We start from the raw sequence: 15,287 nt of genomic DNA on the forward strand, positions 1-15,287 counted from the left end.
AGAGCGGAATCTGTCCCTTTTTCATAAACGCATCAACGCGTTGCAACGATAAACAACCGTGGGAACGGCAGCAGCACTGAACCATCGGCCAACGGCGGATAAGCCAGCTCGATCGCCGCCTGATACTGCTTGAGATACTGCGCCTGCTCCGCCTCATCCAGCGGATCAAGAAACGGTCGCAATCCGCTGCCCTTGAACCACTCGACCACACCAGACGCGCCGCCAGCCAGTGGATGATGGTAAGTCGTGCGCCACACATCGACACGGGAACAGTGGGCTCGCAGCATCGAGTAATAACCACTGGCATCAGCCATCTCCGTCCGCTGCCCGGCGGCGCCCGCCAGCTTGCCAACCCATGGACCATCGGCTGCAACTTCGCGCATCAAGCGATGCGAAGGTTCGTTGAGATTGTCCGGCATCTGGATCGCCAGACTGCCACCGGGCGCCAGTTTACTCGCCAGTGCAGGTAGCAACTTCGCGTGATCAGGTAGCCACTGCAACACCGCGTTAGCGAAAATCACATCGAACGGGCCGTTTTCGTTCCAGGTATCAATATCAGCCGTATCGAATTGCACCTGCGGCAAGCGCTTGCGGGCGGCGTCGATCATATCGGTCGAACTGTCCAAGCCACGCACCGTGGCATTGGCGAAGCGCTCAACCAGCAACTCGGTCGAATTGCCGGGGCCGCAACCGATGTCGATTGCCGAGCGCGCGTCCACAGCAGGGATCGCGGCCAGCAGGTCACGGGCGGGACGTGTGCGTTCATCTTCAAAAGCGACGTATTGTTTGGCGGACCAACTCATTGCGTTCTCCTGTCGGTGCGTTGTTGTAGCAAGAGGCGGAAAACCGATTCGCTACGATACCTCGACCGGTGCGCTCTACCCTATCCGACGTATGGCGAAAGCGGTCAGTCAACTCCCTCGCTGCCAATCCCCACAGTACCAAACGTACAAAGAGGATTTGAATGAACATTTTTTATCGCAAAAACTTCTGAAGTCATAACCGAATCGACCGTTCGTCGAACTAGAAGCCAAGCAATTTTGACAGCCTAAAATTCACATCTATAGTCCAATCGCGGCCCGTCGGAAGGAACCCGAACCCGTTAGTTTGCACGCAAGGAGCAAGGCCAGCTCATGCCCGTGACAGGTGGGTTCCGCCCGTAGTGTTTTCGCAACGGCCGTAAGGCAAGCAAGCGTTGTTGTGCCTGGAAGATGCCAGGCATTCACTATGAACAAGGAGCTTTACTATGTCTCGAGTCACGGATGTACTTGTTTCAATCGACACTGAAACCATTCTGAAAAACTACCCGAACATCAGCAAAAACCCTGCCTCGCCGACGTTAATCGACGTCAATCATGTGTACATGGTGACCAATCAGAACAACGTGGTCAGCGGCCAGGCCGGTGGCGAACTCAACTTGAAAGCCCAGGTAGGCGACTTGATTCGCTGGCGTGAAACCAGTCTGTCGCAGAGTTTCGAGACTGCAGTGATTTTCTACAAGTTTGTTGGCAACGTCGGCAACGAGTTGATCTCCACACCCACGCCCCGAAAGGCTACAGCGTGCGTTGCCGTTCCCAACACCAGCAACCCGTCGGTTCCAAGCTGCCAGAAAGTTGATAACCATTACTGGTCTTCGGAAACACTTTCGTGCGGTAGCGTGACCTACCACTTCCATTTCCTGATCGTTGATCGCGACTGCAGGATCGTAGGCTGCTGCTCGTGGGATCCGTTCATTACCATCCGTAACTGACGATGACCAGGCCCCTTGGCGACGAGGGGTCTACCGAGTTCGTTGCCGCTTCGGCCGGGACGGGATGCCTTGCTTGAACCGATGCGGCTGCCGTCTTGAATCAACATCATGAAAGGAATCCATGATGACTTCCGAACCGATTGCCTCCCCCTCGGCGAGTATCGCGCCAGCCAATAATGTGCTGCTGATCGTCGATGCCGAATCACTGCTTTCACGTTATCCACAACCCAGTCTTGAGCCGCAAAACCCGACCGAGATTGAAGAAGGCTTCATCTTTGCCATCAGCGGCACAAAACCAACACAAAGTACAATTAATGACAGCTTAATGACGCTTACCGCCAATAACGGAAAGAACTTCCAAATCCGTGGCAGGACCGTCAGCTTGCTCGCCGAACACAGCGTGGTGTTCTACGAGATACATGTAGGTAATGCCGGGGTCCTTTCACCGCCTGAATTGGTGGTCCACACAGACCTGACGGTCCCCGCACCCGACCCCGAAAACCCAACCCAACCGGGCAGCCATACGGCCGATGATCATTACTGGCACTGCACGCAATTGGCGGCTGGGGTGGCGTCGTGCGAACTGAAATTCATGTTGATCAATAAAAGTTGCGAGGCATTGGGGTACTTCAGTTGGTCGGTGGACGTGAAGTTGGCGGAGTGAATGGACGCCTAAAAAACCGGCCTCAAGGGCTAATGCCGATCAGTTAAGCCTTCTCGCTTGACCTTTGGCCGCAAGAAATCAAAATCCGATGCCTGTACTGGCATCGGATTTTTTATGCGTCTCGCTCGGGCACTGGAACTGACCCACAACATCGCCTCTACCCCCAACGCCATCGAGGGATTGGATTCCTTACTCGATCCTTCTTTGGTCGAGCAGGCGCTTGAACAGGCCGGTGTGGCGACGCTGCGCAAGCGCCGTTTGCCGCTGGAAATGATGCTCTGGTGCGTGATCTCCATGGCGTTCTTCCGGCGCATGTCGGCCTGGGATGTGGTCAGTCGCATGAACATCATGCTGCCGGGCCAGCGCCCGTTGGTCGCCCCCAGCGCCGTAGTCCAGGCCCGCCAGAGATTAGGCAGCGAAGCTGTACGACAAGTCTTCGATCTGACCCAGAAAAGTTGGCATGAGGCGGCCGGTCATCCGACTTGGGCCGGTCTGCGTTTGTTGGGCGTCGATGGCGTCGTCTGGCGCACGCCCGACACGCCGGAAAATCGGGCGCGCTATGACTCCGCCAGCAACCAGCATGGCGACACCGGTTTTCCTCATTAAGCACTTCGCCGCAGGCCCGCAAGCAATGGCCGGGGCTGCCGGAGCGCCTGACCGCACGACTCTTAAGTAAAACCGTCAAGGGCAAGGTGTGTCAGATACTGACCTCGATGGTCGACCCACTGCGCTTCCCGTCCGACGAAATCGTTGACCTTTACAGCCAGCGATGGGAGATCGAATTAGGCTTTCTGGAAATGAAACAGACACTGCTCAACAGCAGTTACACGCTGCGCAGCAAGACGCCCGAGATGATCGAGCAGGAGTTGTGGGGTGTGTTGTTGGGCTACAACTTGTTGCGCTATCAGATGGTGGAAATGAGCCGCCATTGTCCCGGAATTTACCCATGTGAAATGAGTTTTACCGCCTGCACCTGGGCGATCCTCGGCTTTATCAACAGCGTCTCGGCCGACCGTTCCGGGAGCATCCCCACATACCTGGCCGAGCTGCATGCTTCAGCCCTGCATTACGTTCTGCCTCATCGACGAGAGGAGCGCGTTTATCCCCGGGCTATCAGGCTTAAATCCCCGAAGTATCCGATAAAAAACAAAAATGCCAGTCAGCTTAACTGACTGGCATTAGCCGCGATGGCCAGTTTTTTTTCGCGCCGAGCAAGCTCGGTTAGTCGTAATATCCAACAGTCTTCTTCAAGTGATCCGAGTATTCGTAGATATCGTCTATCGAATTTATTGCGTGCCGGGTTTCATTCTTTTCTTCGTCAAAAATACCGATGTACTTCTGTGAACGATTGAAGTGCAGACGACAGATCGGTTTGCGGTTGTTGTCGTCGAGCAAAATTCCGAAGTAACTCTGGGTGTCGCGCTGAACAATCCGCTTCGCATCGACAACAGACCGAACGACGGCACGGACGATGTGATATCCCTCCAGCTCTTCCAAGGTGGTCAGAACCTTGTCCTCTGACTCGTCTCGCAAATCCGGCTGCTCAGCACCACTGGAAGAAACCGGTAAAGAGGCCAACGCGGGTTGAATGGCGCCGCTCATGGCCGACTTGAGCCTGTCGTTGATTTGGTCGTTGAGAAACTGCACCACGGCTTTTCTCGTTAGCTCATGGAACTGCTCACGGACCTTCTGAGTAATCACACCTTCGTATACACGCGAAGCGAACACTTTCACAAAGTCGTCATCAGGCTTGCTGACCTGCGAAGCAATGACCTTTTTGATTTGGCTGACGTACTTCAGCTCACCTGCGGCGCTGATGATCGAATCCACATCGAAGGCTGACTTGGTGAGCTTGACCAATTCGGGGACGGAATACTCGTCGATATCCAGAAGGTCGAGTTCAAGAAATGGCTTCTCGTCCATCTTGTTGGGCGCATCCAGGTCGGTGAAAAACTTGTAGACCTGACCGTTGGTAAGGATAGAGATTCGGGCGCTGGTGACGTGGAAATAGCGAAACAATTGAGAGGCGTGATTGATGTGCAACGACTCACCAATTTTTTTGCACTCGATGAGGATTTGAACGTCTCCTCCCTTCATGATTGCGTAATCAATTTTTTCACCCTTTTTCGTTCCAATATCGCAAACGAATTCGGGAGTTACTTCCGTCGGATCGAAGACATCGTAGCCCAGCACCGTGCTGATAAATGGCATGACAAACGCGTTCTTGGTCGCTTCTTCCGTCTTAATGGCAGCGCCTTGCAAACGAACTTTGGCGGCTAAGCTTGCTAACTTTTCGAAGAATTCCATGAGTGGCCTCTTATCTGGTTCGATCCGTGTGTTTGCATGCTGGCAAATTGATTGCCTTTGATACTAGACACAAACCGGCACAAAGAAAGAATCCAACCAAGAATTGGGAACAACAGAGATTTCTTCCATCCATATCCGGTTCAATTCGTCCTACAAGATCGCCAGATCGTAGTCCCGGCAGCTCCTCCAAAATACCGAGGTACTAGCTACCGGCTTTTCATTGAATCCAGAATTTAATCAGAATTTTCATCATGCCCGTGCTGTCTGAAAATCAGGCGCATCCCTATAAGGAACACGGCAATGAAATTCGCAAAAGTCGCTCAGAAACTTGCCCTGTGGGCGGGCAGCCCCAAGACGTTCATGGGGGCGATCATTCTGATTTTTCTGTGGGGTCTGAGTGGGCCGATTTTTCACTTCAACGACACCTGGCAACTGATCATCAATACGTCGACCACCATCATCACCTTCCTGATGGTGTTTCTGATCCAGAACACCCAGAACCGCGACACGGACATTTTGCACTTGAAGGTCGATGAGTTGCTGCGGGTGACGAAGGAGGCGCAGAACGCGATGCTGGGGCTTGAGGCATTGGACCTAAAGCAGCTGGAAGCGCTGAGAAAGCAGTATCGGAAACTTGGCGAGGGCGAAACGATTTCCCTGGACGGTACCGTCGTCCAGGAAAAAGGTAAGCAGGATTTGAATGAAAGCTAATTGGAGGATCGCGGGCGGCCCGAGGTCACCCGCGCAACCTGACAGTTATCGACTGGCTTGCAGCGCCTTGGCCATTTGCAGATGGTTCTGCAATTTGGGCAACGTTTCTTCGGCAAAGGCTTTGATTTCAGGCACGTCGGTGGTCTGTGCTGCCTGTTGAAGCTGTTCGATGGCTTCCTGGGTGGTTTTCACCTGACTGGCCGCGTAGGCCTGGTCGAAGCTGGTGCCGCCCTGCACTTGCGGCATCAAGGCTTTGGCTTTATCGACTACCTCTTCGCGCGGAGCCACCGGCAAATCCAGTTGCTTGGCGATTTTCGCCAGATGCTGGTTGGCGGTGGTGCGGTCATTGATGACGACGATGGTGTAGTCCTTGACCTCTTTGGATTCGGTTTTCTGGTGCGCCAGGCGGCTGGCTTCGATATCTGCCATGCCTTTGGCCGACGCATCGTTGATGAATTCGGCGGGGGACTGGGCAAAGGCACTGCTGGCGCACAGACCCAGCAACGTGGCAAAACCGGCATTGCGTAATCGGGTGGCCATCCGGCTCATGGTCTCGCCCTCCTCGTAAAAAATTCAAACGGGAGCTTACGCTCCCGCCTCTCAATCAAAACTACCTTCACCGCTACTTCGATTTCTGACCACCTTTGCGGCCCATATCGGGTTTCGCAGGGTCTTTATCGACAGTCGTGGTGGTAGTTTTCCCACCTTTGCGACCGGTTTCAGGCGCCTTCGTTCGATCGTTGGCGAAGTTTCCCGAGTTCGAGTTTCTTGAATTAGGCATGATTCTCTACCTCTTGGTGATGAGCGCGGCGAGCAGGAGCCCGCATAGAATCAGAATTTCGATCGCCGCAAAGGTTTAGAAAAGTTGAAATCGCCGCGACGAACGGTGGCAGATTTTTCAAGCCCCGAGGCGCTGATGATGTTCGCGCTTGATGGCATACATGGCCTCATCGGCATGCCTGAACAGCTGCTTTTCCTCGGTGCCGTGCTCGGGGTATTGAGCGACCCCGATACTCGGCAGGATGTTCACGCTATGCCCATCCAGACGCAGGGGTTGAGCCAGGACCTGTCGGATTTTTCCCGCCACGCTGTCGGCGTCTTCCGAGGCGTGGATGCTGTGCAACAACACCACAAATTCATCACCACCGATGCGCGCCACGGTATCGGTTTCACGCACGCAACCCTTTAGCCGATTGGCGACCGCTTGCAACAGCATGTCGCCGACTGCATGGCCGTGGGTGTCGTTGACTTCTTTGAAGCGGTCGAGGTCGACATACAGCAATGCCATCCGCCCGGACTCCGCCCGAGCCAGCGTCAGTGAGTGTTTAAGCCGGTCACGGAGCAGCTCGCGGTTGGGCAGTTGAGTCAGTTGGTCATACTGGGCCATGCGCTGCAGTCTGGCATGCAACTGCTTGCGCTCAATCGCTGTGGCGACCTGGGCGCAAACGTATTGCAGCAGCTCCTTGTCCTGTTCGGTGTAGCGCTCACCACCGGGCACGCTTTTAACGATCAGCGCACCGATGGTGCCGTTTTGTGAACTCAACGGCACGCCCAGCCAGCAAGGCGAATGCTGGCCCGCGACCAGCGCCTCAAACCCCTCCAGTGGATTGTCCTGATCAGGTGTCAGCAGAATCGGCTGGCCGCTGCGAATCACCTCGGCGCAGAGGCGTCCGGTGATCGTTCCGGGCTGCTCGGGTTGCAGCTCCAGGTCGTCCACGTGATAAGGGAAATTCAGCTGCGCACAGTGTTCGTCATACAGCGCCACGGAGAAATTCAACGCCGGCAGCCATTCACCGATGATCAAATGGATGCGTTTGAACAGCGCCAGTAAATCTTCCGCCGCGTGGGCCGCTTCGGAAATCGCATACAACGCCGCTTGCCGGGATTCGGCCTGCTTGCGCTCGGTGATGTCGCGTGCCACGGCGATGCGCAGTTGGTCGACCTCCGACCAGCGCGCCGACCAGAGGATATGCACCACCCGGCCATCTTTGCGCAGGTAGCGGTTTTCGAAATTGAGCTTGGGGTCGCCGCCCATGATCTCCCGCGCGGCATCGAGGGTGCGCTGACGATCGGCGGGATGCACCAGGTCGATCATCGGCTGGCCGATCAGCTCTTCGGGGGTATAACCGAAAATACGCTCGCACGCCGCGCTGACAAATACGAAGCGACCTTGTTTGTCGACCGCACAGACGGCGTCCAGCAAGAGATCGATGAAGCTCGCCAACGGCGCGGAATTTCTGGTTGCCATAGTGCGGTGAGCGTGTCCGGCCAATGCAGCAATAAAGAACCCTCCCTGACCCATCAGTACAACTGACGCCTCCTTGCAATCAGCCTCACGCCTTGTTCGCCACCAGCCCCGGCAATGCATGCGCCAGAGCATTGATGGCGAATCCGATAAACATCACCCCACACAACCGTGTGATCAACAGCTCATGGCGCTGGTACAACATGCGCACCTGCCGCGCCCCGACAATGCCAATGAGGATAGCGTAGGCCATGAGGCCACCGACGAAGCTCAGGACAATCAACCACGGCAGCATCGACCAATGCAGCAATTCGGCACGGCTGGACAGCAGCGCGGTAAACGTCGCCACCGCCACCGGGTAAGCCTTCGGATTGGTCAGGCCAAACAGAATGCCGTGCCAGAACGGCTGCCGCGCCGGCCCCTGTGGCGCCTCGACACTGCTGCGACGAGCGCGAACCGCGCGCAGACCGAGCCAGAACAGATACAGCCCGCTGAGCACGCCCAGCACATCGAACGCGGTACTGCCGATTTCCCGTGCACCGACAATCGCGATCAGCGCAGTGCTGCACCAGACCACATCCCCCAGCAAATGCCCGCAGAGAAATCCCGCACCGGCCCTCCGACCACGCGCCGCACCGATGCCGAACACCGCCAACACACCCGGCCCCGGCGTGATGCCATAGATAAAGCCCGAGGCGAGAACGGCCATTAGCAGCGATGGGGTCATGGGGAGTCCTGTTGAGCTGGGGTGAATGCACGCAAGTCTATCTCAGGTCTCCGGGACCCGACTTACTGATCGTCGAAGAACCTCATTCCCGCATACGGACGCTCACGACAGGCTGCCAGCCGTGACGTCAGGTCACCGACATGGGCTTCAAGCTTGTGGCCGTCCGAGTCGAGGAAATAGAAGGACGCGCCCTCACTGCGGTTGTCGCGCCATTCCTGCACGTTGGCGGATCGCAGGCGTTCGACGAACAAAGGGAAATTCGATGCGCTGATGCCGAAGGCGAAATGGGTGTAATCGGCGGCGGATTCGGAGTTGCGCAGTGGATCGAGGGAAAGGCACAACCACAGACCCGGCAGCGAGAGATAGGCGCCGGTGTCCCACGTGGCTTCAAGCTGAAGTTGCAGCAGATCGTGATAGAACGCCACGCTGCGGTTCAAGTTGGTGACGGCGAAGGTCAGGTGATTAAGGCCTGTCAGCAATTTTATTTCCTCAAGGGTATTTTCTGCCACAAATGCAGGCATACCTGAAATACCACGTTTAAGTGAACAGTATTGCGTCCTCAACCGCGTCCAATCCCCTCCTCAATCCGCCCATTCAACCAGTTCAACGCCTGATCCCCACCCCGCCGCGTGTGCCAAACCAACACAAAGGTAAACGACGGAATCTGAAACGGCGGCGGGACCACGATCAACGACTGCTCATCGATATTGAGCAACCCTCGGGAAGCGACGGTGAGGATCAGGTCTGTGCCGCTGATGAACTCCGGGGCGACGCTCCAGTGCGGCAGGCTGATCGCCACGCGACGGCGTTCACGCAGGGCTGTCAGGGCCCGTTCGATTTCCGGGGTGCCGCTGCCGCGCATTTCCAGCAGGACATGGGGGCGGGCGAGGTAAGTCGGCAGGTCGAGCACGCCATCGGTGGGCAGGCTGTTGCGGTCGACCAGACAGGCGTAGTGCTCTTCGAACAGCGGAGTGCTGCGCAACTCGTTCGGCAATTCTGGAAAGACGCCTGCCGCCACGTCGATGTCGCCGTTGAGCACTCCCTCGAGCATGCCTTCGCGACTGGCATGGCTGATTTGCAGATCGATGCCCGGCGCTTCCCGGCGCAATGTCCGTATCAACCCCGGCAGGACGATTGCAGCGCCATAGTCGGACATCGCCAGTCGAAACGTGCGCTTGGCGGTGGCCGGATCGAAAGTATTCGGTGCCAGCAGCGATTGCACCTGAGCCAGGGCTTCGGCCAAAGGTGCCATCAACTCCAGGGCTCGTGGGGTTGGTACAAGACTTGCGCCCGCCCGCACCAGTAAAGGATCGCCAAGCAGATCACGTAGTCGCGCCAAGGCATGACTGACGGCCGGCTGACTCAGGTGCAAGCGCTCGGCGGCACGGGTCACGTGTTGCTCGCTGAGCAAGGCGTCGAGGATCACCAGCAAATTGAGGTCGACACGGCGCAGATCATTCATCTGATGCATGTTCTTGATAGCTATTTGGAATTTAAATCTGCGCGACGAATACTCTAGAGTCCAGCAAAACCTGTTGGAGATTCATCATGAGTACGTTGCATTGGGCCGGGCTGTTGCTACTGGCCGTGATAGCCGGGGCGGTGGTGCCTTTTCAAAGCGCGATCAACGCCAACCTCGGTCGCGGCTTGGGTCATCCGTTATGGGCAACCCTCGCGTCGTTGTTGGTGAGTATTGTGGTGTTGTTGCCGGTTATGTTGGCCCTGCGTTTGCCGTTGCCGTCGCTGGCGTTCATCAGCAAGGCGCCACTGTGGATGTGGGCCGGTGGCGCGTTTGGGGTGTGCTTCATCTCGCTGGCGCTGATGTTGCTGCCCAAACTCGGGGCATCGGGGTTTATTGCTTTGGCGCTGGCGGGACAGGTGGTGGCGTCGCTAGTGCTGGATCACTTCGGGTGGTTTGGGTTGGTGGAGCGGGAGATGACAGTGCCGCGGGTGTTTGGGGCGGTGTTGTTAATGGCTGGAGTGGTGTTGATTCAGTTCGGTGGCACATTGGAAAAAGCGATAACAGCAACGTCTTGATCGCAGCCTTCGCCAGCGCCTGCAGTGATGCGTGGTCGATGCAGAAACTGGCGTAGCCTGCGAAACCTTTAAAACTTGTCGAGCGTGCGCAGCTTCTGCGGCAATCCCCACATCAGCAGCGCAACGGCGATCAGTGCCGCGACGCCGATGACATACAGCGCCGGCGTGGTGCTGCCGGTCAGGTCCTTGATTCGCCCGACCATGACCGGGCTGACAATGCCGCCGAACTGGCCGAGGGTGTTGATCACCGCGATCCCGCCAGCAGCCCCTGCGCCAGCACCGGCCAGCAGTTTTGGCGGCAAGGTCCAGAAGCTCGGGATGGACGCGATGATCCCGGCACCGAGCAAGCCCAGCGCGACAATCAGGAAGGTCGTGTGGTTAGCGAAGATCCCCGCACAGAAGAACCCCACCGCGCCCACGGCAACCAAACCTGCGACAAACTTGCGTCGCTCACCGGTCGAGTCGGACAACCGTCCGATCACCACCATGCTGATGGCGCCGCAGATGTAAGGGATGGCCGTCAGCAAACCAATCATCACCGGGCTCTCGGTGCCGGCACTGCGGATCAGTTGCGGGGCCCAGAAGTTCAAGCCGTAGGACGCCACCTGAATCAGGAAGTAGATCAGCCCGAGGGTCAGGAAACCCGGAATCCGCAGCGCAGCGAGCAACGAGCCGCCACTCTTGTGCGGTTCATGGTGCGCGATACGGCTGGCCAGCAGCGTCTTCTCCGACGGCGTCAGCCAATGGGCGTCTTCGATGCGGTCCTTGAGCAACGTCAGCACCAGCAAGCCGAGGCCAATGCAAGGCACGCCGCCCAGCAGAAACAACCAGTGCCAGCCGCGCATATCGAGGAAGCCGTCGAGGTGTTGCAACACCAGCCCGGAGAACGGTGCACCCACCAGACCGGCAAACGCCGACGCCAGAAACAGCATCGACGTGATGCGTCCGCGATAGTTTTGCGGGAACCACAGCGTCAGGTAATACAGCACACCCGGCGCAAAACCGGCCTCCATCGCGCCAATCACAAAGCGCAGGGCGTAGAACTGCCATTCGCTATTGACGAAGACCATGGCCGCAGTAGCGAGGCCCCAGGACATCATTATCCGGGCGATCCAGCGCCGGGCGCCAACCTTGTAGAGCATCATGTTGCTCGGCACTTCAAAGATCACGTAACCGACCACAAACAGCCCGGCGCCGAGGCCGTAAGCGGTATCGCTCAGGCTCAGGTCGGTCTGCAGCTGGAACTTGGCGAAGCTGATGTTGATGCGGTCGAAAAACGCGAACAGGTAGCAGACCATGATCAACGGCATCAGGCGCCAGGCAACTTTGCTGACCAGGGCTTTTTCTTCGTCGTGGCTAACGGACGGGCTCGCGCCCGCCTCCAGTACATTAAGGCTCATGATGTTTCTCCAGGCGGACTGCACGTGGGTGTCCGATTGTTTTTGTTGTCTGGTGTGGGATTACAAGGTTGTGATGGATTGCGGCGTCGGATGCAGATCGCAATTGCGTCCGGCCTTGGTCAGTTGACCGGGCACTTCGTGGCCCAGCAGTGCGGGTAATCCTCGCGACAATTGCAGCAACAGCGGCAGATCGATGCCGGTGTGAATGCCGATTTCATCGCACAAGTTGACCAAATCTTCGGTGCAGATATTGCCGGAGGCACCCGGCGCGAACGGGCAACCGCCGAGCCCGCCCAGTGCCGCGTCGAAGCGTCGGGCACCGGCCTCATAGGCGGCCAGTACGTTGCACAGACCGAGGCCGCGAGTGTTGTGAAAATGCAGGGTCAAGTCAGTGGGTGAAACTCGCTGCAAGACCCGCCGCACCAGACGATCAACCTGCCGCGGATTGGCCATGCCGGTGGTGTCGGCCAGGGTAATGCCCTGGATCCCGAGCTCCTGATAAGCCTCGACGATTTGCAGCACGCGATCCTCATCGACCTTGCCTTCAAACGGGCAGCCGAAGGTGGTGGCGATGCTGGCGTTGAGCCGCACCGTCGTCCCGCGAACGTATTGCACGATCTCGCCGAACGCGGCCAATGAGGCTTCGCAACGCATGCGCATGTTGGCCAGGTTGTGGGTCTGGCTGGCGGACATCACCAGATTCAACTCGTCGGCCCCCGTCGCCAGCGCCCGTTGCGCGCCTTTCAGGTTGGGGATCAGCGCGACGTAAATCACCCCCGGTTGCCGGGTGATGCCCTTGAACACCAGCTCACCGTCGCGCAGCGCCGGAATCGCCTTGGGTGACACGAACGAGCCGGCTTCGATGCGGCTGAAACCGGCCAGCGACAGCTGATCGATCAAGGCAATCTTGTCGACGGTTTCGACCCAGGTCGGCTCGATCTGCAAGCCGTCGCGGGGGGAGACTTCCTGAACAATCAGGGTCTCGGAAAAATCAGTGATCATTGCACCACCCCTTGAGCTTTCAGCCGTTCGATGTCCGAACCGGTAAGGCCCAGTCCCGCGAGGATGCCGTCGGTGTGCTGGCCCAGCGCAGGCCCGGACCAGTTCACGCCACCGGGCGTCTCGGACATTTTCGGCACAATGCCGGGCATCTTCACCGTGGCACCGCCGGGTAGGTCGGCGTTGAGCAGCATGTCCCGCGCCTGATAGTGCGGATCGGCGACGATGTCGGCGACTGAATAGATGCGCCCGGCCGGGACTTCGGCAGCTTCCAGTGCCGACAACACATCGTCGATCGGCAGGCTACTGGTCCAGTGAGTGATCGCCGCATCGAGCACGTTGCTCTTGGCGGCACGTCCGTCGTTATGAGCAAACTCCGGCGCATCGGCCAGATCACGGCGACCAATCACGTCCATCAAGCGCTTGTAGATCGGGTCGCTGTTGCCGGCGATCACCACGTAGGCGCCATCGGCCGTCAGGTAAGTGTTGGAGGGCGCGATGCCCGGCAAGGCGCCGCCGCTGCGCTCACGAACATGGCCGAGCATGTCGTATTCCGGCACCAGGCTTTCCATGACGTTGAAGACACTTTCGGCCAGGGACACGTCGACCACTTGCCCACCGCCCTGCCCGGTCTTGACCCGTAGCAGCGACATCAAGGCACCGATCACCGCATGCAATGAAGCCAGGGAATCACCGAGGCTGACGCCCACCCGGGCCGGTGGTGAACCGGGGGTGCCGGTGGTGTAGCGAATCCCGCCCATCGCCTCGCCGATCGCACCGAATCCCGGACGATCACGGTACGGACCGGTTTGGCCATAACCGGATATACGCACCAGCGTCAGGTTAGGGTTGAGGGCGTGCAACACGTCCCAGCCCAAGCCGAGTTTCTCCAGGGCGCCGGGGCGCAGGTTTTCGATCAGCACGTCGGCGCTGGTCGCCAGTTGCTTGACCAGTTCAATGCCTTCGGGTGATTTGAGATTCAGTGCAAGGGACTTCTTGTTTCGCGATTGCAGGTACCACCACAGCGACGTGCCTTCGTGCAGCTTGCGCCATTTGCGCAGCGGATCGCCCTGACCCATGGCTTCGATCTTGATCACCTCGGCGCCGAACTCGGCAAGCATGCGCGCGGCGAACGGCGCGGCGATCAGCGTGCCGATCTCGATCACTTTGATTGCACTCAAGGGGGCAGTCATCGCGGGGTACCTCATGTTGTTCTTGGAATATGTGCCAAGGCTAGAGGACCACGGGGCCTGGAATCCAACCTTCAGTTGGCAACGAACGTTCGCGAAACGCGAACGCTCAATCCGCTCCGCGCAAATGCTCGAACAACATCCGGCTCACCGGCGACAGCGCCGCTTCATTGCGCACCACCAGTACCAACGCGCGATCCGACCAGTCATCCGTCAACGGCACCGCGTGCAAGCCCAGCGCCCGGCCAAACAGCTCATAGGCCTTTTGCGGCAGGATGCCGATGCCCATGTTGGCCTGGACCATCCGGCACATGGCGTCGAACCCCGGCACATGAATCCGTAGCCGGAGCACTGTGCCGGCCTCGCGCGCGGCCGCGTGGGTACGCATATTGATCGAACTGGCGGAATGCAGACCGACGTAATCGCTGCCCAGCGTATCGGCGAAGGCCAGGCTGGAACGACTCGCCAACGGATGATCGGGCAGCATCAACACCACCAGTTTGTCCTGTCGATAAAGCACGCTGTGCAGACCTTTGACGTCGCTGTCACTGGAGCAGATTCCCAGGTCGGCCACGCCGTCCAGCACACCCTGAATCACCCCGCTGCTGGGGCGCTCTTCGAGGTCGGTCTTGACCTGAGGATGACGCTCGGAAAAGTCCCGCAGGTCTTCGGGCAGAAACTGAATGATCGCCGACAGGTTGGCGAGCATCCGCACATAGCCGCGAATACCGTGGCTGTGCTCGCCCAGTTCGAGGCCCATTTTCTCGACGTTGAACAGCATCTGCCGCGCATGGTGCAACAAGGTTTCACCGGCCGGCGTCAGGGTCATGCCTTTGGCCTGGCGAACGAACAGGCTGATCCCCAGCGCTTCCTCCAGCTCCATCAATCGCTTGCTGGCCGCCGACACGGCGATGGCTTCACGCGCGGCCGCACGAGTCAGGGTGCCCTCCTCATGAACGGCGACAAACAGCTGGAGAGTGATCAGGTCGAGGCGGCGGATCAGGCTTTTTTCCAGCATGGAGGGCTCGATGACTTCTGTTCGACTGAGTCGGCAGGATAGCCCGGTTTCTACGCGACTCGGCAAAGCAAATTGCCCACAACATCACGAGGCATCGCCCTACACATAAATCTCTTGTAACACTCAGCCGTACCGGAAACAGCCGATTCAAAGCCTCCGCCGCGCTCTGTAAAGTCTGGAAACACACACGAACTGCAACAATTCCATGGATCGTTTCACTCAAGGAAAGTCATTTTCAT

16 protein-coding genes and 1 pseudogene are annotated in these 15,287 nt (G+C 58.0%); 5 read left to right on the top strand and 12 right to left on the bottom strand.

The genetic code is table 11. The features are described 5' to 3' along the window. Positions 1-32: 32 nt before the first annotated feature. Positions 33-803, bottom strand: coding sequence for a trans-aconitate 2-methyltransferase (tam, locus tag FQ187_RS07635; protein ID WP_149628995.1), 771 nt, complete (start codon positions 801-803; stop codon positions 33-35). Positions 804-1,246: 443 nt separating this feature from the next. Here tam and FQ187_RS07640 point away from each other — a divergent pair, with 443 nt between their 5' ends. The 3 genes and pseudogenes from FQ187_RS07640 (at position 1,247) to FQ187_RS07650 (ending at position 3,586) form a co-directional block, all read left to right on the top strand. Then, the gene (locus tag FQ187_RS07640) at positions 1,247-1,750 is read left to right on the top strand and encodes an inclusion body family protein (RefSeq protein ID WP_149628996.1); all 504 of its coding nucleotides are present in this window, start codon (positions 1,247-1,249) and stop codon (positions 1,748-1,750) included. A 124-nt stretch (positions 1,751-1,874) separates the two neighbouring features. Continuing rightward, positions 1,875-2,414 carry an AidA/PixA family protein gene (locus FQ187_RS07645; protein ID WP_129441889.1) on the top strand — a complete coding sequence of 180 codons (540 nt, stop codon included), beginning with the start codon at positions 1,875-1,877 and terminating at the stop codon, positions 2,412-2,414. Between the two features lie 114 nt (positions 2,415-2,528). Next, a pseudogene (locus FQ187_RS07650) lies at positions 2,529-3,586 on the top strand (transposase domain-containing protein). A 49-nt stretch (positions 3,587-3,635) separates the two neighbouring features. Here the strand turns inward: FQ187_RS07650 and FQ187_RS07655 are convergent. Next, positions 3,636-4,721, bottom strand: a complete 1,086-nt coding sequence (locus FQ187_RS07655; RefSeq protein WP_129441888.1) for a type I restriction endonuclease — start codon at positions 4,719-4,721, stop codon at positions 3,636-3,638. Between the two features lie 300 nt (positions 4,722-5,021). Between FQ187_RS07655 and FQ187_RS07660 the strand changes: the two genes are divergently transcribed. Then, positions 5,022-5,432, top strand: a complete 411-nt coding sequence (locus tag FQ187_RS07660; protein WP_134418853.1) for a low affinity iron permease family protein — start codon at positions 5,022-5,024, stop codon at positions 5,430-5,432. A 45-nt stretch (positions 5,433-5,477) separates the two neighbouring features. Here FQ187_RS07660 and FQ187_RS07665 read toward each other — a convergent pair whose 3' ends face one another. The 6 genes from FQ187_RS07665 to FQ187_RS07690 all read right to left on the bottom strand — a co-directional run bounded on the left by FQ187_RS07665 (position 5,478) and on the right by FQ187_RS07690 (position 9,875). Continuing rightward, entirely contained in the window at positions 5,478-5,981 is a 504-nt protein-coding gene (locus tag FQ187_RS07665) for a DUF4142 domain-containing protein (RefSeq protein WP_149628997.1), read from the bottom strand. Between the two features lie 73 nt (positions 5,982-6,054). Then, positions 6,055-6,213: a stress protein gene (locus tag FQ187_RS30265; protein ID WP_149628998.1), complete on the bottom strand. Its 159-nt coding sequence runs from the start codon at positions 6,211-6,213 to the stop codon at positions 6,055-6,057. A gap of 117 nt (positions 6,214-6,330) precedes the next feature. After that, a complete protein-coding gene (locus tag FQ187_RS07675) occupies positions 6,331-7,680 on the bottom strand; it encodes a diguanylate cyclase domain-containing protein (protein ID WP_149628999.1) in 1,350 nt (449 codons plus the stop codon). An 85-nt stretch (positions 7,681-7,765) separates the two neighbouring features. Further along, positions 7,766-8,404 carry a LysE family translocator gene (locus tag FQ187_RS07680; RefSeq protein WP_149629000.1) on the bottom strand — a complete coding sequence of 213 codons (639 nt, stop codon included), beginning with the start codon at positions 8,402-8,404 and terminating at the stop codon, positions 7,766-7,768. A gap of 62 nt (positions 8,405-8,466) precedes the next feature. Continuing rightward, entirely contained in the window at positions 8,467-8,883 is a 417-nt protein-coding gene (fos, locus tag FQ187_RS07685) for a fosfomycin resistance glutathione transferase (RefSeq protein WP_149629001.1), read from the bottom strand. An 80-nt stretch (positions 8,884-8,963) separates the two neighbouring features. Next, positions 8,964-9,875, bottom strand: coding sequence for a LysR substrate-binding domain-containing protein (locus FQ187_RS07690; RefSeq protein WP_149629002.1), 912 nt, complete (start codon positions 9,873-9,875; stop codon positions 8,964-8,966). A 77-nt stretch (positions 9,876-9,952) separates the two neighbouring features. Here FQ187_RS07690 and FQ187_RS07695 point away from each other — a divergent pair, with 77 nt between their 5' ends. After that, entirely contained in the window at positions 9,953-10,441 is a 489-nt protein-coding gene (locus FQ187_RS07695; RefSeq protein ID WP_129441881.1) for a DMT family transporter, read from the top strand. Between the two features lie 68 nt (positions 10,442-10,509). Here FQ187_RS07695 and FQ187_RS07700 read toward each other — a convergent pair whose 3' ends face one another. The 4 genes from FQ187_RS07700 to FQ187_RS07715 all read right to left on the bottom strand — a co-directional run bounded on the left by FQ187_RS07700 (position 10,510) and on the right by FQ187_RS07715 (position 15,048). Continuing rightward, positions 10,510-11,841, bottom strand: coding sequence for an MFS transporter (locus FQ187_RS07700; protein WP_149629003.1), 1,332 nt, complete (start codon positions 11,839-11,841; stop codon positions 10,510-10,512). Positions 11,842-11,901: 60 nt separating this feature from the next. Continuing rightward, positions 11,902-12,843 carry a hydroxymethylglutaryl-CoA lyase gene (locus tag FQ187_RS07705; protein WP_149629004.1) on the bottom strand — a complete coding sequence of 314 codons (942 nt, stop codon included), beginning with the start codon at positions 12,841-12,843 and terminating at the stop codon, positions 11,902-11,904. Continuing rightward, on the bottom strand, positions 12,840-14,033 hold the full coding sequence (locus tag FQ187_RS07710; protein ID WP_149629005.1) for a CaiB/BaiF CoA-transferase family protein: 1,194 nt from the start codon (positions 14,031-14,033) through the stop codon (positions 12,840-12,842). The genes FQ187_RS07705 and FQ187_RS07710 overlap by 4 nt, the downstream gene beginning before the upstream one ends. A gap of 106 nt (positions 14,034-14,139) precedes the next feature. After that, entirely contained in the window at positions 14,140-15,048 is a 909-nt protein-coding gene (locus FQ187_RS07715; protein WP_149629006.1) for a LysR family transcriptional regulator, read from the bottom strand. Positions 15,049-15,287: the final 239 nt, after the last annotated feature.

The sequence above is a fragment of the Pseudomonas sp. ANT_J28 genome, from assembly GCF_008370005.1.
Classification (GTDB): domain Bacteria; phylum Pseudomonadota; class Gammaproteobacteria; order Pseudomonadales; family Pseudomonadaceae; genus Aquipseudomonas; species Aquipseudomonas frigoris.